Here is a 22,430-nt window from a genome sequence, read left to right as displayed (position 1 = left end):
TCAGAGTGACCGCTTCCTACTTCGTCATCGGCGCCAGCCATCGGTCCTGCTCCGGCGCGATCCGCGACCGTCTGACGACGGAGGAGGCGGAGGTCCCGGCGATGCTTGAGCGGCTGAGCGCCGCCGGCATCACCCAGGCCATGTGGCTCAGCACCTGCGACCGGGTCGAGGTCCAGGCGGTGCACGAGCGCCCGAACGAGGCCGCTCTCACCATCGCCGGGATCATGGCGGAGCGGGTGGGGCTGGGCGAGCCCGACCTCGCCGGGCAGCTCTACACCCTGACCGGGCCGGCGGCGGTGCGCCACGTCTTCGCCGTCGCCTGCTCGCTCGACAGCCAGATCATCGGCGAGCCGCACATCCTGGGGCAGGTCAAGGCCGCCCACCGCCACGCCGCCGCCGCGGGCCTGTCCGGGCCGGAGCTGGAGGGGCTTCTCCAGGCCGCCTATGGTGCTGCCAAGCGGGTGCGCCGTGAGACGCCCATCGCCGAGGGCGCCACCTCGCTGGTCGCCGCGGCGGTCCAGGTGGCGCGCGACCTGCACGGCGACCTGAGGCGCTGCACCGGTCTGCTGATGGGGCTGGGCGACATGGGCGCCCTGGTGCTGGAGGGGCTGCGCGAGGCTGGGCTGGGCCGGCTGATCGTCGCCGCTCCGGTGGATCGCCGGGCCGAAGCGGCGGCGCGGCGGATGGACAGCCACTTCGCGCCCTGGGCCGATCTCGATGCGGCGCTGACCAGCGCGGATATCGTGGTGACCGCGGCGGGTCTGGGGCGCTATATCCTCTCCGCACAGCAGTTGGGGGCGGCGTTGAAGCGCCGCCGCCGGCGCCCGGTGTTCGTGGTGGACGCGGCGATCCCCGCCGACGTCGATCCGGACGTCGCCGGGCTGGACGAGGCCTTCGTCTACGACCTTGCCGATCTGGAGCGCGTGGCGCTGCAGGGGCGGGTGGGGCGCGAGGCGGCGACCCAGGCGGCCTGGACCATCGTGGACGACGCCCTGGCGGCCTTCGCCCGCCACCGGGCCGAGCGCGCCGCGGTGCCCGCCGTGGCGGCGTTGCGGACGCATTTCGAGACGGAGCGGCGGCGCCTGCTGGACGAGCAGCGGGGGCTGGACGCGGCGTCGGCGACGCGGCTTCTGGTCAACCGGCTGCTGCACGGCCCGTCGGAGGCGCTGCGCGCCATGGCGGCGGACCCCGACGGGGCCGGGCTGGCGGAGCGGGCGGCGGCGGAACGGCTGCTGTTCCGGCTGTTCCGGCTGGACGAGCCCGCCGGAGCCGGTATGGGCGCCGGGAGCGATTTGGATAAGGACGAGCGACGTGAGCCTGGACGAGAAGTTCAATAGGGTCGTGGCCCGCCATGACGAGCTGCGGGACGCGATGGCGGCGGGGACGGTGGACCCGGCGGACTTCGCCCGGCTGTCGAAGGAATACGCCGACCTGACCCCGGTCGCCGAGGCCATCGGAGAGCTGAAGAAGGCGAAGGCGGAGGCCGCCGACCTCGCCGGCATGATCGCCGACCCGGCGGGGGACGCCGACATGAAGGCGCTGGCCGAGGAGGAGTTCGCCGACCTCACCCGCCGCATCCCCGCCCTGGAGCGCCGGGTGCAGATTTCCCTGCTGCCCAAGGACGAGGCGGACGAGAAGAACGCCATCCTGGAGGTGCGCGCCGGCACAGGCGGCGACGAGGCGGCCCTGTTCGCCGCGGAGCTGTTCGAGATGTACCGCCGCTACGCCGGGCTCCAGGGCTGGCGGTTCGAGACGATGGAGGTCAGCGAGACCGGCATCGGCGGCTACAAGGAGGCCATCGCCAACATCACCGGCCGCAACGTCTTCGCCCGGCTGAAGTTCGAATCGGGCGTCCACCGCGTGCAGCGCGTTCCGGCGACCGAGACGCAGGGACGCATCCACACCTCCGCCGCCACCGTCGCGGTGCTGCCCGAGGCGGAGGAGGTGGACATCCACATCGACGAGAAGGACCTGCGCATCGACGTGTTCCGCTCCAGCGGTCCCGGCGGCCAGTCGGTGAACACGACGGACAGCGCGGTGCGCATCACCCACCTGCCGACCGGCCTCGTGGTCAGCCAGCAGGACGAGAAGAGCCAGCACAAGAACAAGGCCAAGGCCCTGAAGGTGCTGCGCGCCCGCCTCTACGAGCGGGAGCGCGCCGAGAAGGACAAGGCCCGCGCCGCCGACCGCAAGAGCCAGGTGGGCTCCGGCGACCGCTCGGAGCGCATCCGCACCTACAACTTCCCGCAGGGCCGGGTGACCGACCACCGCATCAACCTGACGCTCTACAAGATCGAGAAGGTGATGGCCGGCGAGGCGCTTGACGAGCTGATCGACGCGCTGACGGCCGAGGACGAGGCGGCGCGGCTGTCGGAACTGCAATAGGGCGGGTTGGTCAATTCCCCTCCGGGAGTTTCGGCCCGCCGATGGCGGCGAGGATCGTCGCCGCCACCCCCTCCGGGTTGGTCAGCACGTCGTTGTTCCAGAAGCGCAGGACCCGCCAGCCATGATGCCGCAGATGCTCGTCTCGGGCGGAGTCGTAGGCGGAATCAGCGTGCTGGCCGCCGTCGACTTCGACAACCAGCTTGGCTTGGATGCAGGCGAAATCGGCGATGTAGGGGGGAATGGGGTGTTGACGGCGAAATTTCCATCCGCTGAGCTGTTCGCTGCGCAATTGGCGCCAGAGCGTCCGTTCGGCGTCGGTGGGCTGAGTGCGCAGGTCACGAGCGCGGTATTTCAGCTTGGAGTTTCGCATAGGCGCTCGTGTGGCAACACAGGCCCCCACCCTAACCCTCCCCCGCTGCGCAGGGGAGGGAACAGGACGTCGCATCGATCGCCCTCCCCTGCGCAGCGGGGGAGGGAGGGGACCCATGCAGCGCATGGGGAGGGTGGGGGCAAGCCATGACCATCACGCTTCACCAACTCCGCCGCACCGCCGAGGCCCGCCTGCGCGAGGCCGGGGTGGACACGCCCGACCTCGACGCGCGCCTGCTCGTCGAGCACGCGCTGGGCCTCACCCGCCACGACCTGTTCACCCGGGCCAACGACCCCGTCCCAGAGCCCGACGCCGCGCGCCTCCTCGCCCTGGTCGAGCGGAGGGCGGCGCGGGAACCGGTGGGGCGCATCCTCGGCCATCGCGAGTTCTGGACGATCGACCTCGCCCTCAACCCCGACACCCTCGAACCCCGGCCCGACACCGAGACGCTGGTCGAGGCGGTGCTGAAGGCCCTGCCGGACCGGACCGCTCCGCTGCGGCTGCTCGACCTCGGCACCGGGACCGGCTGCATCCTGCTGGCCCTGCTGGCGGAACTGCCCAACGCCACTGGCCTCGGTATCGATCTCAGCCCCGGCGCGGTGGCCGCCGCCACGGAGAACGCGGCGCGCAACGGGCTGGCGGAGCGGGCGTGCTTCCAGACCGGCAATTGGGGCGCCGGGCTGGACGAGCGGTTCGACGTCGTCGTCTCCAACCCGCCCTACATCCCCAGCGCCGACATCGCCGGTCTGGACCCGGAGGTGCGGGAGCACGACCCGCTGCGCGCGCTGGACGGCGGGGCGGACGGGCTGGACGCCTACCGGATCATCGCGGCGCAGACGCCGGACCTGCTCAAGCCGGGCGGCTTGGCCGGGCTGGAGGTCGGGCAAGGCCAGGCGGCGGACGTGACGGGGCTGCTGGCCGCCGCCGGGCTGGAGCCGGCGGGCGTCTTCCGCGACCTGGGCGGCGTGGAACGCTGTGTCCTGGGGTGGAAGCGGTCGTGATTTCGCCCCATCCCCCCAAAAAAAAGGTTGGATTGACGCGCGGTCCCCAGTAGGGTGCAAGGACGACGATGGCCCGGGGACGATCATCCCAGGGCGTACCCATGGCCTCCGGAAACCCCGCGCGGTTGGGCGGACGTCCGAGAAGGCAGACCGGTTGATCGGTTGGGCGCGTCGATTTGATCCCTGCGACCCATCCGCGGTTGGTTCCGCGGCGGGCCCGGCGACCGGATGGTCAGCCAGGGCGTTCGCGGGATTGCACTTCTCTTACATGGGGCCATAAGAGCCAAATGAGACAAGGACCGAACTCCAGGCGCTCGCGCGGTCGTGGCAACGGCGGCGGTGGTGGCGGAGGTGGCGGCGGCGGCGGTGGTGGCGGTGGTAACCGCCGGCAGAACGTTCCGCTGCGTCACCAGACCTTCGACAGCAATGGTCCGGACGTGCGCATCCGCGGCAACGCGTGGCAGGTCCATGAAAAGTATCTGGCGCTGGCCCGTGACGCCTCCTCGTCCGGCGACCGCGTCCAGGCGGAAAACTACCTTCAGCATGCGGAGCACTATTTCCGCATCATCAACCAGATCCAGGAATCCGAGAACCGCCAGCGCGGCAACGTCGGCGCCGCGGGCCTCGGCCCGCAGCCCAGCATGGGCGGTTCGGCAGAGGACGAGGATGGCGGCGAGATGGGCGACGAGTCCGACAGCGTCGCCGACGAGCGCACCCCGCTGAGCGCCTGACAGTCCGTCTGATAACCGTCAGTCCTGAGGCCGGAGAGTTCCGGTTTCAGGACTGGCTGGTTTCCGATCTGGTGAGTTTCAGGTCCGACGCGTTTTCAGGCCGGCAGGTCTTCGGCCAGCGCCACTGGGTCGCCCACCGCGATCCGGCCCCCATGCACCACCCGGGCATAGACGCCGCACTGCGTGTGGTCGTAACCGCGCTCCAGAATGGGGAGCGTGTTGAGGTCGCGCGCGCCGGTCGCCGGGTTGACCTCGCTGGAAGGCCGGCAATCCTTGTGGTCGCAGATGCGCAGGGTGACGTCGCCGACGGTCAGCAGCGCGCCGATCCACTGGCGTTCCACCCAGGGCTCCAGCCCGTCGATCATCAGGTTGGCGCGAAAGCGCCGCGGATCGACCGGCTGCTTGGCCACCCGCTCCTCCAGATCGCGCACACTGGCGAGATTGAGGATGGAGACCGCGGCCTCTTCCCGGTCGGTGAAGGAAAAACCGCCACCCTGCGCCGGATTCCTGGCCTCGGCCAGCTTGGGCAGGCCGGGGGCCGCGCCGGCCAGATAGGCGGCGAAGAACTGCTCCACCAGCATCCGGCCCATCGGCTGGTCCAGACGCCCGCGCGACACCTGCTTGCCGCCGCGCCGGATGATCAGCGACTGGGTGGCCTCGTCGAACTCGGAATCGAGCAGCGCCAGCTTCTCGTTCCGGTCGAGCGTGAAGAAATCCTCGTTGGGGCGCCAGCCCTCGACGTCCGGGCTCAGGGCGGCCGGGCCGTGCAGCAGGCCGAAGCGCCGGTCAAAGGGGATGGGTTGGCCGGTGACGAGGTCAACGGCGGGAAGATCCTGGCCGCTCAGCCCCTTCACGGGGTAGCGGCGTATGGCGGCGACGGTCGCGAGCATTGCATCGCACAATGGTGGGACCGGTTCGCTTCTGTCAACCGTCGCAATCGAAAACCGTCACCAGCGCTCGGCCAAAGGCTCCCGACCCTGGAACTCGGCAATTCGCCGCCGCGTCGCGGGGGAGGTGTCCTCCGGCAACCGGTCCAGCGGGAAGAAGCGCGCCTCCAGGATCTCCACCCCGTCGGCCTGGAGCGTTCCCGACCATCCGCGCGCGACGAAGACCGCCACATGGTCGCTCGCCCCGTGCCGGAAGCGGGCGTAGACGCCGAAGGGCTGCGGGCCGCTCTCGACGGTCAACCCGACCTCCTCCCGCACCTCGCGGCGCATGGCCTCCACCAGGGACTCCCCTTTTCCGACTCCGCCGCCCGGAAAATGCCAGCCGCCGACATAGCTGTGGCGGATCAGCAGGACCGAGGCCGTGCCGCCCCCAGGGTCCGAGTCGTCCAGGATGATCCCCCGCACCCCCATGGTCAGCGGTCGCGCCACCCAATGCCACATGTTGCGGCCGTGCCAAGCCAGCCGCATCAGGGGGGTGGTCAGGGCGGGCCGCAGGGCCTTGGGCGAAGGGTCGCGCGGAGTGCTGGTGGGCGTGGCCGTCATGAAGGCGGGAGTCCGTGGCATTGGCGCCAAACCCTAGCCCTTTCCGGCGGGCCGCGGAAAGCCACCCTTTCGGCGCGGGTCCGACAAAAGCAATAACCACGCGTACCGGGGGGTCTTGCATACGGATGGGCCTCTCCCACATCTACGGCGACGCATGCATCCTTGCGGATCGCACTGGTAACGTGGATCGGACTGACCGGGCTGCCTCGCGGACGGTCGGCGATGAAGGGAGCACAACATGGACTTCGAGAAATACACCGAGCGCAGCCGTGGCTTCGTGCAGGCGGCGCAGACCCTGGCCCTGCGGCGCGGCCACCAGCGGCTGACGCCGGAACATCTGCTGAAGACCCTTCTGGACGACAAGGAAGGCTTGGCCGCCAACCTGATCCGTGCAGCCGGCGGCGACCCCGCCCTGGCGCTGTCGGGCGTGGACGCCGAGTTGGACAAGCAGCCCAAGGTGGAGGGCGCCGGGGCCGGGCAGGTGTACCTGACGCCGGAACTGTCCCGCGTGTTCGAGCAGGCCGAGACGGTCGCCAAGAAGGCCGGCGACAGCTACGTCACGGCGGAGCGCATCCTGCTGGCGCTCGCCATGGCCGACGGCACGCCGTCCGCCGCGGTGCTGAAGCGTGCGGGTGTCACCCCGCAGGCGCTGAACACCGCGATCAACGAGGTGCGCAAGGGCCGCACCGCCGACACCGCCAGCGCCGAGCAGGGCTATGACGCGCTGAAGAAATACGCCCGCGACCTGACCGAGTCGGCGCGCGAGGGCAAGCTCGACCCCGTCATCGGGCGCGACGAGGAAATCCGCCGCACCATCCAGGTGCTGGCCCGCCGCACCAAGAACAACCCCGTCCTGATCGGCGAGCCGGGCGTTGGCAAGACCGCCATCGTCGAGGGCCTCGCCCAGCGCATCGTCAAGGGCGACGTGCCGGAAGGGCTGAAGAACAAGAAGCTGCTGTCGCTCGACCTCGCCGGCATGGTGGCCGGCGCCAAATACCGCGGCGAGTTCGAGGAGCGGCTGAAGGCCGTGCTCCAGGAGATCCAGGCGGCGGCGGGCGAGATCATCGTCTTCATCGACGAGTTGCACACGCTGGTCGGCGCCGGCAAGGCGGATGGCGCCATGGACGCCTCCAACATGCTGAAGCCGGCGCTGGCGCGCGGCGAGCTGCACTGCGTCGGCGCCACCACGCTGGACGAGTACCGCAAGCACATCGAGAAGGACGCGGCACTGGCCCGGCGCTTCCAGCCGGTCTTCGTGCCGGAGCCGACGGTGGAGGACACCATCTCCATCCTGCGCGGCCTGAAGGAGCGCTACGAGGTGCACCACGGCGTGCGCATCACCGACGGCGCCATCGTGTCGGCGGCGACCCTGTCGAACCGCTACATCACCGACCGCTTCCTGCCCGACAAGGCCATCGATTTGATCGACGAGGCGGCCAGCCGCCTGCGCATGGCCGTGGACAGCAAACCGGAGACCATCGACGAGCTGGACCGCCGCATCATCCAGCTCAAGATCGAGCGGGAGGCGCTGAAGCGTGAATCCGACGAGGCCTCGCGCGCCCGGCTCGCCAACCTGGAAGGCGAGTTGGCCGACCTGGAGCAGGAATCCGCCGAGCTGACCGCCAAGTGGCAGGCCGAGAAGGACCAGCTCCAGGGCGCCCAGAAGATTAAGGAGGACCTGGAGAAGGCCCGCACCGAGCTGGAGCAGGCCCAGCGCGACGGCAACTGGGGCCGGGCCGGCGAGCTGGCCTACGGCGTCATCCCCGACCTGGAGAAGCGTCTGAAGGAGGCGGAGGCCCACGCCGCCAACCGCATGCTGAACGAGGAGGTGCGCGACAGCGACATCGCCGCCGTGGTCAGCCGCTGGACCGGCGTGCCGGTGGACAAGATGCTGGCCGGCGAGCGGGAGAAGCTGCTGGCGATGGAGACCCGCCTGAAGACCCGCGTGATCGGGCAGGACGAGGCCATCGTGGCGGTCTCCAACGCCGTCCGCCGCGCCCGCGCCGGCCTGCAGGACCCCAACCGGCCGATCGGCTCCTTCCTGTTCCTTGGGCCCACCGGCGTCGGCAAGACCGAGCTGACCAAGGCGCTGGCCGAGTTCCTGTTCGACGACGAGACGGCGATGGTCCGGCTCGACATGTCGGAATACATGGAGAAGCACTCGGTCGCCCGCATGATCGGCGCGCCTCCGGGCTATGTCGGCTATGAGGAGGGCGGGGCGCTGACCGAGGCGGTGCGCCGCCGGCCCTATCAGGTCGTCCTGTTCGACGAGGTCGAGAAGGCCCACCCGGACGTCTTCAACGTGCTGCTCCAGGTGCTCGACGACGGGCGCCTGACCGACGGGCAGGGGCGGACGGTGGATTTTCGCAACGTGGTCATCATCATGACCTCGAACCTCGGCTCCGAGGTGCTGGCGGCCCAGCCGGAAGGCCAGGACAGCGGCGCCGTGCGCGACGAGGTGATGGAGGTGGTGCGCGCCCACTTCCGGCCGGAGTTCCTGAACCGGCTGGACGAGATCCTGCTGTTCCACCGCCTGGACCGCAGCCATATGGGCGGGATCGTGACGATCCAGCTCGGCCGGCTGGTCCGCATGCTGGCCGACCGCGACATCACGCTGGAGGTGGACGAGGCGGCGACGCAGTGGCTGGCCGAGGCCGGCTACGACCCGGTCTACGGCGCGCGCCCGCTGAAGCGGGTGATCCAGCGGGAGCTTCAGAACCCGCTGGCCACCATGATCCTGGAGGGCCGCGTCGCCGACGGCCAGACGGTCAAGGTGGGGGCGGAAGGCGGCGAGTTGACCATCAACGGCCTGCCCGTCTCCGCCCAGGTGCGCAGCGCGGCGACCCAGCCGGTGACGATGGTGCATTGATGATGCAGGCGGGGGGGCCTTTCGCGAGGCCCCTCGTTCGTCACGTTACCGCGAATTCCCGCGCCACCGCGGCGAAGTGGCAGGAGGCCGCCACCACGACCAGCGCGTGCCAGACCGGGATGTTGTAGGGCAGGCGGTCCAGCGTGTGGATGAAGGCCCCTACCGTGTAGACCACCCCGCCGACCGCCAGCAGAAGCAGCGTGGTCGGCGACAGCGACCGCCACAGCGGTTCGGCCACCGACAGGATGGCCCAGCCGAGCCCGAGATAGAGCACGAAGCCCAGCCGTTCGTACCGCCAGGAGGCGAACAGCTTCAGCGCCACCCCGCCCAGCGCCACCACCCACACCGCGACGCCCAGCGGGATTCCCGCGGCGCCGTCCAGACGGTTCAGGGTGAAGGGGGTGTAGCTGCCGGCGATCATCACATAGATCATCGCGTGGTCGACCCGCCGCAGCACCGCCTTGCGCCGGCCCGGCGGGGACATGTTGTAGGCGGCCGACGCGCTCAGCATGCCGACCAGACCGGCGCCGTAGGCGACCAGCGACATCATCTCGGTCGCGGAGGCATGGCCCGCCGTCACGACCAGCAGCCAGGACGCGCCGATCAGGCCGGCGATCACGCCGATGGCGTGGATGACCGCGTCCGCCGCACGTTCCCCCGCCGTGTGGACGGGAAACTCGAAGCAGGAATCGGGTTTCATGGGACCAGCGTGCCGGAAAGCCGGGCGGATGGAAAGCCCTCCCCCGGCACACCAGCCCCATCGGAATCGTTAACTCCGCAGATAGACCCGGTTGACGTAGGGGTCGTAACGGTGGTCCGGATTCGGCAGCACCGGCTGGAGCGGGCCGAAGCGGTTGCGCAGCAGCGTGTATTCGGTGACGACGATCAGCCGGTCGCTGTGCGTCGGCTGGAGAGCCTTGTGCATCCCGATGTTGTCGGCCAGGAAGCAGTCGCCCGCCCGTCCGGTCAGCGCGACGGGCGCCGACGCGCCGTAGACCGCCTCGACCTCGGCATCGGAATGATTGCGCCGCTCCAGAAGTTCCTGCCCGTGCTGGGAGGCCGGGACGTAGATGTGCGGCCCGCCGCCCATGTCGGTGTCCGTCAGGTACAGGAACATCTTGAAATGACGGACCTGGTTGTAGTCCCGGTGGTAGTTCTGGGTGCTGATCCGCGGGTTGGGCCGGGCCAGCGACCACCACACCGACATGCCGTCGATGGTCGGCTTGCAGCCGTGGAACGCCTCCGCGACCTCCAGGACGAGCGGGTGGTTGATGGTGTCCAGCAGGTGGGGCGCGGCCAGGAACTGCTCCTCCACATAGCGGGCCATCTGGATATCCGGTGACGGCACCTTGTCGATGGTGAAGGAGCCATATTGCCGGTGGCCGCCATCGAAGCAGGGCTGCTCCTCGAAATAGCGCCGCATCGCCGCGACCTGCTCGTCGGTCATCAGGCGGAAGGCGTCGGTGTAGCCGCGCGTCTCCAACTGGGTTTTGAGGCTCAACGCCTGTTCGGACGGCGCGAAGCCGGGGGTGCGGGGCCGGAAGGGCGCGACCAGCGACGCGGCGAGCTTGCGCCGCGGCTCGATCTTCAGACGCGGGATCTGATGCCAGACAACGTCGTCGATCCAACGTGCCTTGTTGTTGAACGGTACCTTCACGCGAACGGGCTCCCCGGCAGATGCGGCAGGTGCGAAAATCACGAATAAGTACCCTAATTACGGGAAATTTTCATCGCTCGTTCGCATGCGGCATTTTGCGCGGGGTGGGGTGGATGGACTTGTCTCCCGGACAATAAAAGGCGGGCGGGGCGCCGGTCGCAGCGCTATGGTCCGCGACCCGACGCTGTTCCAAGGAACGGTTCAAGAAGACGCATCAGAGCGATCATGACCAGACGATCCAGCTTTGCCGCCGGCGCCCGCGACACCCTGCCGATGGTCATCGGCGCGGCGCCCTTCGGGGTGATCTTCGGCACGCTGGTGGCCGCCGGGCCGCTGGCGGCGTGGCAGGGGCAGCTCATGTCCCTGTCGGTCTATGCGGGGTCCAGCCAGTTCATCGCGCTGGGTCTGGTGGCTGGGCACGCCGGGCTGGCGGTGATCTGGCTGACCACCCTGATCGTGAACCTGCGGCACGCCCTCTACGCCGCCACGCTGCTGCCGCACGTCGCCCATCTGCCGGCGCGCTGGCGCTGGACGCTGGGTTTCTTCCTGACGGACGAGACCTTCGCGGTGATGGCCGGCTATTACGCCCGGCATCCGCGGGCGCCGCTCGGGCATTGGTACTTCCTGGGCTCCTGCCTTTCGATGTACGCGAACTGGCAGTTCTGGACCCTGGTCGGCCTGCTGTTCGGCGCGGCCTTCCCGCAGCTCCAGTCGCTGGGCCTGGACTTCGCGATGGTCGCCACCTTCATCGCCATCGTCGTCCCCCAGCTCGCCAGCCTGTCCAACTTCGCGGCGGCGGTGGCGGCGGGCGCCGTGGCCTATCTGGGACAGGACGTGCCCTACAAGCTGGGGCTGATGGCAGCCGTGGTGGCCGGGGTGGCGGTGGGGATGGCCTTGCAGCGCTGGCGCTCCGGCGGGCTGGAGGCCGGGCGGCGGGAGGAGGAGGCGGCATGACCGGGACCGTCCTGACCAACACCGTCATGATCCTGGGTATGGCGGCGGTCACCGTCTTCGTGAAGGCGGCGCTGTTCGTGCTGGGCGACCGGGTGGTCTTCCCGCCGCTGCTGAAGCAGGCGCTGGGCTTCGTCCCGGTGACGGTGCTGACCGCCATCATCGTGCCGATGATCCTGTCTCCCAACGGGGAGGGGCTGGAGCTGACCTGGAGGAACCCGCAGCTGGTCGGCGCGCTGGCCGCCGTGCTCGCCTGCGTGGTGACGGGCAAGCAGCTTCTCACGATCGCCGTGGCGCTGGGCGTCTTCTTCGCCTGGCAGCTGGGCGTCCTCGCCTAGGGGGTGGGCGTAAAGGCTGGCGCCACTTTCCTGCCACAAACAGTGCATAGCCGTTCTGCCGCGGCGCGGTGGCGCGGGTGGGGGCGCATCCTGTATGGTCGCCCGATCGAAAGGGCTACCCGACAGAGTCCGTGATGACCAGACGCCTGCGCCTCGTTCCCGTCTCCCTCGCCGTGACCTGCGCGGTGATGCTGACCGCCTGCCAGACGGGCGAGCGGACCAACCGCGCGCCCGTGGTGCAGGGGACCGCCAGCGCCTCCCCGGCTGGGCTCGATGCCGTCTCCGGCGAGTGGGAAACCGACAAGACCACCGCGCTGCGGTCGCAGCCGAGCAACGGCGCGCCCATCATCGCCACCTTCCCGCCCGGCCAGCCTTTGAAGGTTCTGGGCCGCGCCCGCGGCACCGACTGGGTGGCGGTGCAGGCGGTTGGCTCGACCGCCTATGTGCGAATGCATCTGCTGCGCCTGCGCGGCAGCGCGCCCGTCCAGACCGCTCGTGGGACCAGCACCACCGTCGCCAAGCCGGAGGACAACGCCGGCCCCTCGATCAAGGCCGCGCCGCGCCGCAAGATCGAGGCAACGCCGATCGCGAATTGAGGCGGGGGGGTAGGGCTTGCCCCCACCCTAACCCTCCCCCGCTGCGCAGGGGAGGGGACTGCCGCCGCTGCGCAATCATCTCCCTCCCCTGCGTTAGCGGGGGAGGGCCGGGGTGGGGGTAAGGCCGCCCCTCCCCTCAGAACTCCTTCCAGTCGTCGTCCTCGCTGACGTTGCGCTTGAGCGCGGCGCCCGAATGGGCCACCGCGCGGGCCGCCGGTTTGGTCGCAGCGCGGGCCGGGCGTGGCGCCGGGATGACGTGCCGCGGAGCCGCAACGGTGGTCGGAGCGGCGACCGGCACGGCCCGCGGGTCCAGCTTGAAGAAGCCGATCAGCCCCTTCAGGTCGTTGGCCTGACCGGCCATGGCCTGCGCGGCGGCGGTGGTTTCCTCGACGAGCGCAGCGTTCTTCTGGGTCATCTCGTCCATCTGCGAGACGGTGGCGTTGATCTCGTCGAGCGCCGCCGCCTGCTCCGAGGAGGCGGAGGCCATCTCGGCGATCAGCCCGGCGACCTGCTGGACGCCCGACACGATGCCCTCCAGCGCGTCGCCGGCCTTCTTGACCAGCTCCACCCCGTCCTTCACCTGGGCGTCGCTGTCGAGGATCAGCCCCTTGATCTCCTTGGACGCCTGGGCGGAGCGCTGGGCGAGGTTGCGCACCTCCTGGGCCACCACGGCGAAGCCGCGCCCGGCGTCGCCGGCCCGCGCCGCCTCCACCGCCGCGTTCAGCGCCAGCAGGTTGGTCTGGAAGGCGATCTCGTCGATCACCCCGATGATGTCGGTGATCTTGCGGCTCGACGCCTCGATGCGCTTCATCGCGTCGATGGCCGAGTCCGCCACCGTCCCACCCGACTCCGCGGCGGTGCGGGCGTCGGCGGCCATGCCGTTGGCGCGCTGGGCGTTGTCGGCGTTGGAACGCACCGTGGCGCCCAGCTCCTCCATGCTCGCCGCCGTCTCCTCCAGCGAGGAGGCCTGCTGCTCCGTCCGCTCCGCGAGGTCGGAGGAGCCGATGGAGACCTCGCCCGCCGCCGAGGCGATGGTGTCCGCCGCCTGGGTGATCTGGCCGACGATCTCCGACAGCTTGGCGGAGGTGGCGTTGACATCGGTCTTCAGCGTCTGGAAGGCCCCCTCGTAATCGCGCTGCACCCGCTTGTTGAGGTCGCCCTGGGCAAGCGCGCTGAGCACCGCGCCGAGGTCGGCGATGACCGCCTCCACCGTGTCGGTCAGGCGGTTGATGCCCGCCGACATGGTCTTGTAGAAGCCGTCCTTGCCGGTCAGATCGAGGCGGCGCGACAGGTCGCCCTGCGACACGCCGTCGATCAGCGCGGCGATCTCCTCGCCGATTGCCGTCTCGCGGGCGCGCTGCGCCTCGTCGGCGCGGCGTTCGGCCTCCAGGCGGGCGCGCTCGGCCTCGTCCATCGCCTTCTTCTGGATGGCGTTGTCCTTGAACACCTGCACCGCCTGGGCCATCTGCCCGATCTCGTCGCCGCGGTCGAGGCCGGGAACGGCGACGTCCAGCTTGTCGGCGGCCAGGTCGTGCATGGTCGCGCTCATCGCCCGCACCGCGCCCATCTGGCGGCGGACCAGGAAGAAGCTGACCAGACCGAAGGCCAGCGTGACCAGCGGCGCCACCACCAGGATGGTGCGCTCCACCTCGTCCACCACCCTCATCACGTCGGCCCGCTTCAGCCCGACGAACAGCACGCCGACCACCGAGCCGGAGGCGTCGAGCAGCGGGTCGTATGAGGTGAAGTAGCGCTCGCCCAGGATGTCGGCCTCGCCGCGGTAGGGCTTGCGCTGCGTGATGACGCTGTCGAAGACCGGCCCGGCGCCCAGCTTCGTGCCGTTGGCCCGGCTGCCGTCGGGGTTCTGCACGGTGGTGGCGACGCGGGTGTCGCCGCGGAACACCGTGGCCGCACCGCCGGTCAGTTCGCGGATCTGGTCGACCATGCGGGTGTCGCCGTCGATCCGCACCGATCCGACGTAAAGCGCGCCGTCGCGCAGGCTGTAGTCGGCGCCGTTCTGCTTCAGCAGCATGTGGGCCAGCGCCATGCTGCGCTCCCGCTGCTCCTGCGCGGAAGCGGCGCTGCGGTCGCTCAGCACCTGGCTGGATGCCAGCGTCAGCACGATGGCCAGGATGAACAGCCCCAGCACGTTCAGCAGGGACAGTTTGGCGGTCAGGGAGAGATTTTTCAGCACGTTCGGCCCTATGCGGCAATCGCTCCGCAGCCCTCGCCAACGGAGATAGACAATAAGTCTAATACGGTTTTATCCATTCGTCCGCGTGCAATTTTTCGGAGATCGATTCCCGTAAGCCGTGTGGAAACCCTCCGGCGGACCGCCATGCAGCCGGCGCACGGCCCGTCTTCCTTGGTTGGCGCCGCAAGTGGCCCTAGGTTAGGGCAGCCGCTTTTCCCAACCGACCCTTCTCCCGGACCTTTCCATGCGCCGCCGCACCAGCAACCCCAGCCCGGCCCCCTCCTACGCGGAGGCCGCGTCCAGCACCGGCGACATGGCGGCGCTGCGCTCGCTCGTCCCCTACCTGTGGCCGCGGGACTCCTTCGAGACGAAGCTGCGCGTCGTGGTCGCGCTGGTCCTGCTGGTCGGCGCCAAGGTGGCGAACGTCTGGGTGCCGCTCTTCTACAAGCGGGCGGTCGACGCCCTGTCGCCGGGGGACGCTGGGGCGCTGGTGACCATCCCGCTGGGGCTGATCGTCGCCTATGGCCTGGCGCGCGTGATGTCGCTGGTCTTTGCGGAGCTGCGCGACGCGGTGTTCGCCAACGTCGCCCAGCGCACCATCCGCAAGGTTGCCCTGTCGGTCTTCCAGCATCTGCACGCCCTGTCGCTGCGCTTCCATCTGGAGCGGCAGACCGGCGGCCTGACCCGCTCGCTGGAGCGCGGCACCCGCGCCATCGAGACGCTGCTGCGCTACGCCCTGTTCTCCATCGTGCCGACGCTGGTCGAGATCACGCTGGTCTGCGTGATCCTGTGGCGGATGTTCGACGGCTGGTTCGCGCTGGCGACCTTCGCCACGGTGGGAAGCTACATCGCCTACACCTTCTTCGTGTCGGAATGGCGCATCCAGTTCCGCCGCGCCATGAACGAGACCGACAACAAGGCCAACACCAAGGCGGTGGACAGCCTGCTGAACTACGAGACCGTCAAGTATTTCGGCAACGAGGGGCACGAGGCCCGGCGCTACGACCAGGCGCTGGCCTCCTACGAGCAGGCAGCGGTCAAGAGCCAGCGCAGCCTGTCGCTGCTGAACATCGGCCAGTCGGCGATCATCTCGCTGGGTCTGGCGGTGGTCATGGGCATGGCGGCGCGCGGCATCGTCAACGGCACGATGACGCTGGGCGACTTCGTGCTGGTGAACACCTACCTGCTCCAGCTCTACCAGCCGCTGAACTTCTTCGGGGTGGTGTACCGCGAGATCAAGCAGGCGCTGATCGATGTGGAATCCATGGTGACTCTGCTGTCGGTGGACCGCGAGGTGGCCGACCGGCCGGGCGCTCCCCCGCTGGCCATCACGGGAGGCGAGCTGAGCTTCGACGGGGTGGAGTTCGGCTACGACCCGCGGCGGCCGATCCTCAAGGGGGTCAGCTTCACCGTGCCCGCCGGGCGGACGGTGGCCATCGTCGGCCCGTCCGGGGCGGGCAAATCGACCATCGGCCGGCTGCTGTTCCGCTTCTACGACGTGTCGGGCGGCGGCATCCTGATCGACGGGCGGGACATCCGGGAGGTGACCCAGCAATCGCTGCGCGGCGCCATCGGCATCGTCCCGCAGGACACGGTGCTGTTCAACGATACGGTCTATTACAACATCGCCTACGGCCGCCCCGGCGCCAGCCCGGCGGAGGTCGAGCAGGCGGCGCGGCTGGCCCACATCCACAACTTCATCATGGCGCTGCCCGACGGCTACGAGACCACGGTGGGGGAACGCGGGCTGAAGCTGTCCGGCGGCGAGAAGCAGCGCGTCGCCATCGCCCGCACCATCCTGAAGAACCCGGCGATCCTGCTGTTCGACGAGGCGACCTCGGCGCTCGACACCCACACCGAGCGGGAGATACAGGCGAACCTGCGCGAGGTCAGCCGTGGCCGGACCACACTGGTCATCGCCCATCGCCTGTCCACCGTGATCGACGCCGACGAGATCCTGGTGATGGAGGCCGGGCGTGTGATCGAACGGGGACGCCACATGGAACTGCTGTCGCGCGGCGGCGCCTATGCCGCATTGTGGGCGCGGCAACAGGAATCCTCCCAGGGGCCGGAACCGGTTCCGGAAGTCCTCGCTCCCACCTGAGCCCTTTCCCACTTCATCCCATCATCACGACGGAGCATCCCTTTGGGACCGGTACGGCAGGCGCTGCGCGAGGCGACCCGCGACATTCATGAGCGGCTGGACCGCGCGGCGGTCCTGCGCCCGCTGACCAGCCCGTCGATCACGGCGGACGAGTACCGCGACGCCCTGATCGCCCTGCACGGCTTCAACGCCCCCATCGAGCGGGCGCTGGGCGAGGGAGCCGAACGGCTGGGCCTGCTGCGCGCCGATCTGGCCGATCTGGGGGTGGACGCGGATTCCCTGCCGGTGGCTGGGGCGCTGCCGGCGCTGGACGGCCTGCCGGCGCGGCTGGCGGCGCGCTACGTGCTGGACGGCTCCGCCCATGGCGGGCGGGCGATGCTGCCCAACGTCACCCGCGCGCTGGGCTTCGACGCCACGCGCGGGGCGCGTTTCCTGGCCTCGGCCGGGATCGACATGGCCGGCCGGTGGAAGGCGTTGCTCGCCCAGCTGGAAAGCGAGCTGGACGCGCCCGAGTCGACGCAGACGGCCTGCGCCGCGGCGGTCGCCCTGTTCGCCGCGCTGGAGGTCTGGCTGGACGGACTGGTGCCGAAGACGGCGTGACGCCCATCGAAGCCGGCGGATCGACGCAGCGGATCGACGCGGGGGCTTCACCGCGCCCGCCGCGCCCGCTAGGTTCCCTGCATGACCACCGCTCCCGCCCTCAACACCCCCGCCGCGCTCGCCGACGCGGTGCTGCGGGGTGACCGCCGCGCGCTCGCCCGCGCCATCACGCTGATCGAATCGACCCGGCGCGACCACCGCGCCCAGGCCGACACCCTGCTGGAGACGCTGCTCCCCCACACCGGCAACTCCGTGCGGGTGGGCATTTCCGGCGTGCCGGGGGTGGGCAAGTCGACCTTCATCGAGGCGTTCGGGCAGTACGTCATCGCGCGGGGGCACAAGGTGGCGGTGCTGGCCATCGACCCGTCGTCGCAGCGCACCGGCGGCTCCATCCTGGGCGACAAGACCCGCATGGTGGACCTGTCGCGCGAACCGAACGCCTTCATCCGCCCGTCGCCGGCCGGCGCCACGCTGGGCGGCGTGGCCCGCCGCACGCGCGAGGCCATGCTGATCTGCGAGGCGGCGGGCTTCGACGTGATCGTGGTGGAGACGGTGGGCGTCGGCCAGTCGGAGACGGCGGTGGCCGACATGGTCGACCTGTTCATGCTGCTGCTGCTGCCCGCCGGGGGCGACGAGCTTCAGGGCATCAAGAAAGGCATCGTGGAGCTGGCCGACCTCGTGGTCGTCAACAAGGCGGACGGCGACCTTGCCAACACGGCGCGGCATACCGTCGCGGACTACCGCCACGCCCTGACCCTGCTGCGCCATGGCGACTGGCGCGTTCCAGTGCTGAGCTGCTCGGCCATCACCAGGGCCGGCATCGATTCGGTGTGGGACACCATCGGGGAGCACAAGGCGATCACCGAGGCGTCCGGAGTCCGCGCCACGCGCCGTGCCGAGCAGGCCCGCGCCTGGCTGTGGAGCGAGATCCGCGAGACGCTGGTGGACGCCTTCAAGGCGCACCCCGCCGTGCGCGCCGACCTGTCCGCGCTGGAATCCCGCGTGACCGGCGGCGCCATCACCCCCACCGCCGCTGCACGCGTTTTGCTTGAAAAGTTCCTCGGGCGCGCGGTGGAGTAGGTCCTTTCGGGTATGCTGCACCGCAACATTTCCGTTGCGCCGCGATTCTCCCGTGCATAAGGTGGCGTGGGCGGGAAAGGAGCGTCTTCGCGGCGCTTGGGCGAGAGGTTTGCCCGCAGTCTCCTGGGGTACGAGCCGGAGTTGACTTGTCCGACACCGCCTCCGCGTCGAGTCGTCAACGGGAGACCTTAGGACATGGCCGCCAACTTTCTTGATCTTTTCGAGCGCTTCAATCCCCTGACCATGGGGCCCCTGGCTCTGTCGCCGCTGGGCAAGGCGAACGCCGAGACCTACGCCGCCCGCGGCACGCGCGTCGCCGGCGTGATGCAGGACGGCTGCCGCCGCCTGCTCGACGGTGTGACCGCCGGCATCGGCGAGACGACCCACCTCGCCAGCGAATTCGCCAAGGTGCGCAGCCCGGCGGACCTCGTCGCCGTGCAGCGCGAATGGGCGACCGTCGCCCAGGCCCGGGTCGTCAACCAAGTGCAGACCGTCCTCGACGTCTCCTCGAAGATCGCCGCCGAGCTGGGCGTCGCCCCGGTGGCCCTGTCGCCGGCCGCCCCGGCGCCCAAGGCCGCTCCGGTCGCCGCGCCCGCTCCCGCCCCGAAGTTGGAAGCCCCCAAGGTCGAAGAGAAGAAGGCCGAGGTGAAGGCGGAGGCGGCTCCCGCTCCGGAGCCGAAAAAAGCTCCGGCGGCCCGCAAGGCTCCGGCCAAGGCTGCCGCTCCCAAGGCCGCGCCGAAGGCCGAGGCGCCCGCTCCGAAGGCGGAGCCGGTAAAGGCTGAAACGCCGAAGGTCGAGGCGGCTCCCGCCCCGACTCCGAAGGCTGAAGCCCCCAAGGTCGAAGCGCCGAAGGCTGAAGAGAAGAAGGCCGAGGTGAAGGTCGACATGAAGGCCGAGCCTCCCAAGGTCGAGTCTCCGAAGGTCGAGGCCCCCAAGGCGGAAGCGCCGAAGCCGGAGGCTGCCAAGGCCGCCCCGAAGGCCGCCGCTCCCGCCGCCGAGTGATTCACCGGATCGCGGTCCCCGCCGGCCCGGGGACCGTCGATCGGCGCGCGCCCGTCTCTTCCTTCCTTGACGGGCGCGCGCTTGTTCGACTATAACGCCGCCTCCTTCGGGCGGAATGCTGCCCGGGACCGGGTTTCATTTGCAAAAATAAAGGATCAGTCCGATGGCACGTCGGTGCTCCGTGACCGGTAAGGGCACGCAGTTTGGCAACAACGTCAGCCACGCCAACAACAAGACCCGCCGCCGTTTCCAGCCGAACCTGCAGGAAACCTCGCTGCTGAGCGACGCTCTGGGTCAGATGGTGCGCCTGCGTATCTCCACCAACGCGATCCGTTCGATCGAGCACAAGGGCGGCCTCGACGCCTTCCTGCTCGACGCGAAGGACGATGTCCTCAGCCTGGATGCGCGCCGCCTGAAGCGCCGCATCGCCAAGGCCCAGGACAAGCAGCAGGCCGCCGCGGCCTGAGGCTGACCGCCGGAGGCGCCTGAGCGCTTCCGGCGATTCTGGTGACGTCACCGCGGGGCGGCAAACTCCGCGGTCGGGCGCTACGCCCCACACCAGGACGACTCCGACTCTCGGTTGCACCGAATCCCGGTTGAGAGTGTCGCGCGCATCGCCGAAAGGCTTTGCGCGCGTTTTGTCGTATCCGGGGTCTGCCTTAGAACGACCGCTGCACGCCCAGCAGCAGGCGGTAGCGCGGCGAATCGGGACCGAACCCGACGCCGACCCCGGCCCCCACGGCAAGGTTCTCGCCGATGAGATGCCGGACGCCGGCCTCCACGAAATTGTCGGCCTTGCCGCGCTCCCGCGATTGCTCGCGCACCACGTCGAAGGCCACTGCGGTGGCGGGGCCGACCGGGGCGTTCATCCCGGCGGCCATGATGAAGCGGTTCTCGCGCTCGTCCGAAGCCGGATCGAACAGATGCCGCCAGGACAGGTTGGCGTGCAAGCGCGGCGCGCCGGCGGCGGGCCCGAGCGGCTGGGTCAGGCGTCCGGTGATCCCAGCCTCGGTCGTCTTGCTCCCCGATCCGTAGGGGATGCTGACCAGCGGCTCCACCGAGACGCCCAGCCGTCCCTGCGACGGTTCGCGGATGTTGTATTCGGCGGACAGCTTGACGTCGCCCTGCTGCGCGTCGTCGGCGTTGCCCACGCGGTAGCCGGGATTGACCTTCAACGCCAAGCCGTTGGCCACGCCGACCTGGAGTTCCGGGTCGAAGGACAGGCGGTTGCGCCCACCATCCCCCTTCAGCCGGTCGAAGAAGGCGCGAACCTTCACGTCGACGCTGCCTTTCTCGATGGCGGCGGCGTCCTCCAGACTGATGGGCAACTCCGACGACAGCGCCATGCGCTTGTCGTCCTGCGCGCGGGCCGTCCCGGCGGCGGCGAGCAGCCCGGCGGCGAGGGTGAGGCCCGCGAAGGCGGCGTGGCGCATGTCTGCTTTCCCGAACCGGTGGCGTTTGCCGAACAACAGCCGGACGGGGCGAACGGGCCGCGGAGGGGACGGGGTTACTCCACCGAGTCGGGGTCTTCGGCGTCCACCACCCGCCGGGCGATGTCGTAGGCGAAGCCGGCACGGCCGAGTGCCGCCAAGTCCTTGTCGCGGAACTCCGCGCGCTTTTCCGGCAGGCGGTAGGGGCCGAGCCGGCGGCGGCGGGCCAGCGCCAGGGCGGCGGTCAGGTTCAGGTCGCCCTCCACCTCCTCGTCCAGCGACTCCAGCGCGCGGTCGGCCTCGTCGCGGCCGATGCCCTTGGCGGACAGCTTCTCGCGGATGGCGCGGGTCGAGGTGCCGCGGCGGTGCAGACTGGCTGCCCGCATCTCGGCGTAAGCCGTGTCGTTGAGCAGGCCGCTGCGCAGGTAGCGGGCGATCAGATCCTCGACCCAGCGCGCTCCCTCCGCCGGGTCGGTGCCGTGGGCCTGGGCGGAGCGGTCGACCTTGCGCATCAGCACGCGGCGCAGGCTGGCCGAGGAACTGGCGAAGCGCTGGAGATAGTGCAGGGCCGCGTTCTCCAGATACTGGGCGGTCACGAGGCGCGGCGGCTTGCGGGCCGGCGGCTGGTCGCGGGTCATGGCTGTCTCCCGTCCGGGGGCGGTTGCCGGAACGTGCGGCGCGCCCTAAAGTCCGGTCCATTCCTGTGAATCGTGGTGCGATGACTCATCCTCTCCCTCCCATGCCCCGCCAGGTCGGCGCCGTCAACTGGGTCGGCCTGTGGACCCTTTACGCGCGCGAGGTGCGCCGGTTCCTGAAGGTGCACCAGCAGACCGTCTGGGCGCCCGTGGTCACCACCCTGCTGTTCTACGCCGTCTTCGCGCTGGCGCTGGGCGGTGCGGTGCGGATGATCGGCACGGTGCCCTATCTGGAGTTCCTGGCGCCCGGCCTGATCATGATGGCGATGGCCCAGAACGCCTTCGCCAACACCTCCTCCTCCGTGGTGATCGCGAAGGTCCAGGGCAACATCGTCGACATCCTGATGCCGCCGATGGCCCCGCTGGAACTGGTCTTCGGCTTCGTCATGGGCGGGGTGACGCGCGGCCTGCTGGTCGGGCTGGTGACCGGGCTGGCGATCTGGGCCTTCGTTCCGATCCGCATCGCCCATCCGGAATTCGTCGTCTTCCACGCCCTGATGGCCTCCATGCTGCTGTCGCTGCTCGGGCTGGTCGGTGGCATCTGGTCGGAGAAGTTCGACAACATCGCGGCGGTGACCAACTTCGTGGTGACGCCGCTGTCCTTCCTGTCCGGCACCTTCTATTCGGTGGAGACGCTGCCGCCGGTGTTCTGGTGGATCGCCCATTTCGACCCGTTCTTCTACATGATCGACGGCTTCCGCTACGGCTTCATCGGTCGGTCGGACGGCACGCTGGGGATCGGGATTCTCGTCATGCTGGCGGTCAATGGCGGCCTCTGGTGGCTGGCTTGGCGCATGCTGAAGACGGGCTACAAGCTGAAGGCGTAAATCCGCCCGAATCCGGCCGAATTCAGCCGGTCGGCGTAGCCAATCCGTTGACAGGCTGAAGTGACATCTTGATATTCGACGGTTCCCGGCGGGCGAGGGTGTCCGCCGGG

22 protein-coding genes are annotated in these 22,430 nt (G+C 69.7%); 14 read left to right on the top strand and 8 right to left on the bottom strand.

Annotated features, from left to right (window positions below; genetic code table 11):
• Nucleotides 1-5 precede the first annotated feature (5 nt).
• On the top strand, nt 6-1,337 hold the full coding sequence (gene hemA, locus H1Q64_RS20530; protein WP_237905387.1) for a glutamyl-tRNA reductase: 1,332 nt from the start codon (nt 6-8) through the stop codon (nt 1,335-1,337).
• Nucleotides 1,312-2,385, top strand: a complete 1,074-nt coding sequence (gene prfA, locus H1Q64_RS20525; protein WP_149166559.1) for a peptide chain release factor 1 — start codon at nt 1,312-1,314, stop codon at nt 2,383-2,385. Before hemA ends, prfA begins: the two co-directional genes overlap by 26 nt.
• Before the next feature lie 10 nt (nt 2,386-2,395).
• Here the strand turns inward: prfA and H1Q64_RS20520 are convergent, their stop codons facing one another.
• Nucleotides 2,396-2,755, bottom strand: coding sequence for an endonuclease domain-containing protein (locus H1Q64_RS20520; RefSeq protein WP_237905386.1), 360 nt, complete (start codon nt 2,753-2,755; stop codon nt 2,396-2,398).
• 146 nt (nt 2,756-2,901) lie between these two features.
• On the opposite strand from H1Q64_RS20520, the gene prmC reads away from it, so the two are divergent.
• A complete protein-coding gene (prmC, locus tag H1Q64_RS20515; protein ID WP_237905385.1) occupies nt 2,902-3,756 on the top strand; it encodes a peptide chain release factor N(5)-glutamine methyltransferase in 855 nt (284 codons plus the stop codon).
• A gap of 287 nt (nt 3,757-4,043) precedes the next feature.
• Nucleotides 4,044-4,487 (top strand): DUF4167 domain-containing protein, encoded by a 444-nt coding sequence (locus H1Q64_RS20510; RefSeq protein WP_237905384.1) that lies wholly within the window; start codon nt 4,044-4,046, stop codon nt 4,485-4,487.
• Nucleotides 4,488-4,582: 95 nt separating this feature from the next.
• Here H1Q64_RS20510 and H1Q64_RS20505 read toward each other — a convergent pair whose 3' ends face one another.
• Together H1Q64_RS20505 and H1Q64_RS20500 are read right to left on the bottom strand one after the other, a co-directional pair.
• A complete protein-coding gene (locus tag H1Q64_RS20505) occupies nt 4,583-5,377 on the bottom strand; it encodes an MOSC domain-containing protein (protein WP_237905383.1) in 795 nt (264 codons plus the stop codon).
• A 57-nt stretch (nt 5,378-5,434) separates the two neighbouring features.
• Nucleotides 5,435-5,977, bottom strand: coding sequence for an NUDIX domain-containing protein (locus H1Q64_RS20500; RefSeq protein WP_237905382.1), 543 nt, complete (start codon nt 5,975-5,977; stop codon nt 5,435-5,437).
• 238 nt (nt 5,978-6,215) lie between these two features.
• Here H1Q64_RS20500 and clpB point away from each other — a divergent pair, with 238 nt between their 5' ends.
• Entirely contained in the window at nt 6,216-8,846 is a 2,631-nt protein-coding gene (gene clpB, locus H1Q64_RS20495) for an ATP-dependent chaperone ClpB (RefSeq protein ID WP_237905381.1), read from the top strand.
• A gap of 40 nt (nt 8,847-8,886) precedes the next feature.
• Here the strand turns inward: clpB and trhA are convergent, their stop codons facing one another.
• Nucleotides 8,887-9,546 (bottom strand): PAQR family membrane homeostasis protein TrhA, encoded by a 660-nt coding sequence (trhA, locus tag H1Q64_RS20490; protein ID WP_237905380.1) that lies wholly within the window; start codon nt 9,544-9,546, stop codon nt 8,887-8,889.
• A 69-nt stretch (nt 9,547-9,615) separates the two neighbouring features.
• Nucleotides 9,616-10,503 carry a phytanoyl-CoA dioxygenase family protein gene (locus H1Q64_RS20485; RefSeq protein ID WP_237905379.1) on the bottom strand — a complete coding sequence of 296 codons (888 nt, stop codon included), beginning with the start codon at nt 10,501-10,503 and terminating at the stop codon, nt 9,616-9,618.
• Between the two features lie 225 nt (nt 10,504-10,728).
• On the opposite strand from H1Q64_RS20485, the gene H1Q64_RS20480 reads away from it, so the two are divergent.
• From H1Q64_RS20480 to H1Q64_RS20470, 3 genes are all read left to right on the top strand, one after another.
• Nucleotides 10,729-11,457 (top strand): AzlC family ABC transporter permease, encoded by a 729-nt coding sequence (locus H1Q64_RS20480; RefSeq protein WP_237905378.1) that lies wholly within the window; start codon nt 10,729-10,731, stop codon nt 11,455-11,457.
• 11 nt (nt 11,458-11,468) lie between these two features.
• Nucleotides 11,469-11,792 (top strand): AzlD domain-containing protein, encoded by a 324-nt coding sequence (locus tag H1Q64_RS20475; protein ID WP_109069212.1) that lies wholly within the window; start codon nt 11,469-11,471, stop codon nt 11,790-11,792.
• A gap of 134 nt (nt 11,793-11,926) precedes the next feature.
• Nucleotides 11,927-12,388, top strand: a complete 462-nt coding sequence (locus H1Q64_RS20470; RefSeq protein ID WP_237905377.1) for an SH3 domain-containing protein — start codon at nt 11,927-11,929, stop codon at nt 12,386-12,388.
• A 136-nt stretch (nt 12,389-12,524) separates the two neighbouring features.
• Here the strand turns inward: H1Q64_RS20470 and H1Q64_RS20465 are convergent, their stop codons facing one another.
• Nucleotides 12,525-14,582: a methyl-accepting chemotaxis protein gene (locus tag H1Q64_RS20465; protein WP_237905376.1), complete on the bottom strand. Its 2,058-nt coding sequence runs from the start codon at nt 14,580-14,582 to the stop codon at nt 12,525-12,527.
• Between the two features lie 244 nt (nt 14,583-14,826).
• Between H1Q64_RS20465 and H1Q64_RS20460 the strand changes: the two genes are divergently transcribed.
• The 5 genes from H1Q64_RS20460 to rpmB all read left to right on the top strand — a co-directional run bounded on the left by H1Q64_RS20460 (nt 14,827) and on the right by rpmB (nt 19,834).
• The gene (locus H1Q64_RS20460) at nt 14,827-16,686 is read left to right on the top strand and encodes an ABCB family ABC transporter ATP-binding protein/permease (RefSeq protein ID WP_419468837.1); all 1,860 of its coding nucleotides are present in this window, start codon (nt 14,827-14,829) and stop codon (nt 16,684-16,686) included.
• 42 nt (nt 16,687-16,728) lie between these two features.
• A complete protein-coding gene (locus H1Q64_RS20455) occupies nt 16,729-17,286 on the top strand; it encodes a biliverdin-producing heme oxygenase (protein WP_237905375.1) in 558 nt (185 codons plus the stop codon).
• Nucleotides 17,287-17,367: 81 nt separating this feature from the next.
• Nucleotides 17,368-18,366, top strand: a complete 999-nt coding sequence (gene meaB, locus H1Q64_RS20450; RefSeq protein ID WP_237905374.1) for a methylmalonyl Co-A mutase-associated GTPase MeaB — start codon at nt 17,368-17,370, stop codon at nt 18,364-18,366.
• Between the two features lie 195 nt (nt 18,367-18,561).
• Complete coding sequence (locus H1Q64_RS20445; RefSeq protein WP_237905373.1) at nt 18,562-19,368, top strand: phasin family protein; 807 nt, start codon at nt 18,562-18,564, stop codon at nt 19,366-19,368.
• A gap of 163 nt (nt 19,369-19,531) precedes the next feature.
• Nucleotides 19,532-19,834, top strand: coding sequence for a 50S ribosomal protein L28 (rpmB, locus tag H1Q64_RS20440; RefSeq protein ID WP_145628978.1), 303 nt, complete (start codon nt 19,532-19,534; stop codon nt 19,832-19,834).
• A gap of 193 nt (nt 19,835-20,027) precedes the next feature.
• On the opposite strand, the gene H1Q64_RS20435 is transcribed toward rpmB, so the two are convergent.
• Entirely contained in the window at nt 20,028-20,801 is a 774-nt protein-coding gene (locus tag H1Q64_RS20435) for a hypothetical protein (protein ID WP_237905372.1), read from the bottom strand.
• A gap of 74 nt (nt 20,802-20,875) precedes the next feature.
• Nucleotides 20,876-21,436: a regulatory protein RecX gene (locus tag H1Q64_RS20430; RefSeq protein ID WP_145689231.1), complete on the bottom strand. Its 561-nt coding sequence runs from the start codon at nt 21,434-21,436 to the stop codon at nt 20,876-20,878.
• A gap of 80 nt (nt 21,437-21,516) precedes the next feature.
• Between H1Q64_RS20430 and H1Q64_RS20425 the strand changes: the two genes are divergently transcribed.
• Complete coding sequence (locus H1Q64_RS20425) at nt 21,517-22,320, top strand: ABC transporter permease (RefSeq protein ID WP_237905371.1); 804 nt, start codon at nt 21,517-21,519, stop codon at nt 22,318-22,320.
• Nucleotides 22,321-22,430: the final 110 nt, after the last annotated feature.

Origin of the sequence: Azospirillum brasilense (genome assembly GCF_022023855.1) — a bacterium.
Taxonomy (GTDB): domain Bacteria; phylum Pseudomonadota; class Alphaproteobacteria; order Azospirillales; family Azospirillaceae; genus Azospirillum; species Azospirillum brasilense_F.
Note: the sequence above shows the minus strand (reverse complement) of the source record. Positions and strands in the feature narration are given on the sequence as shown.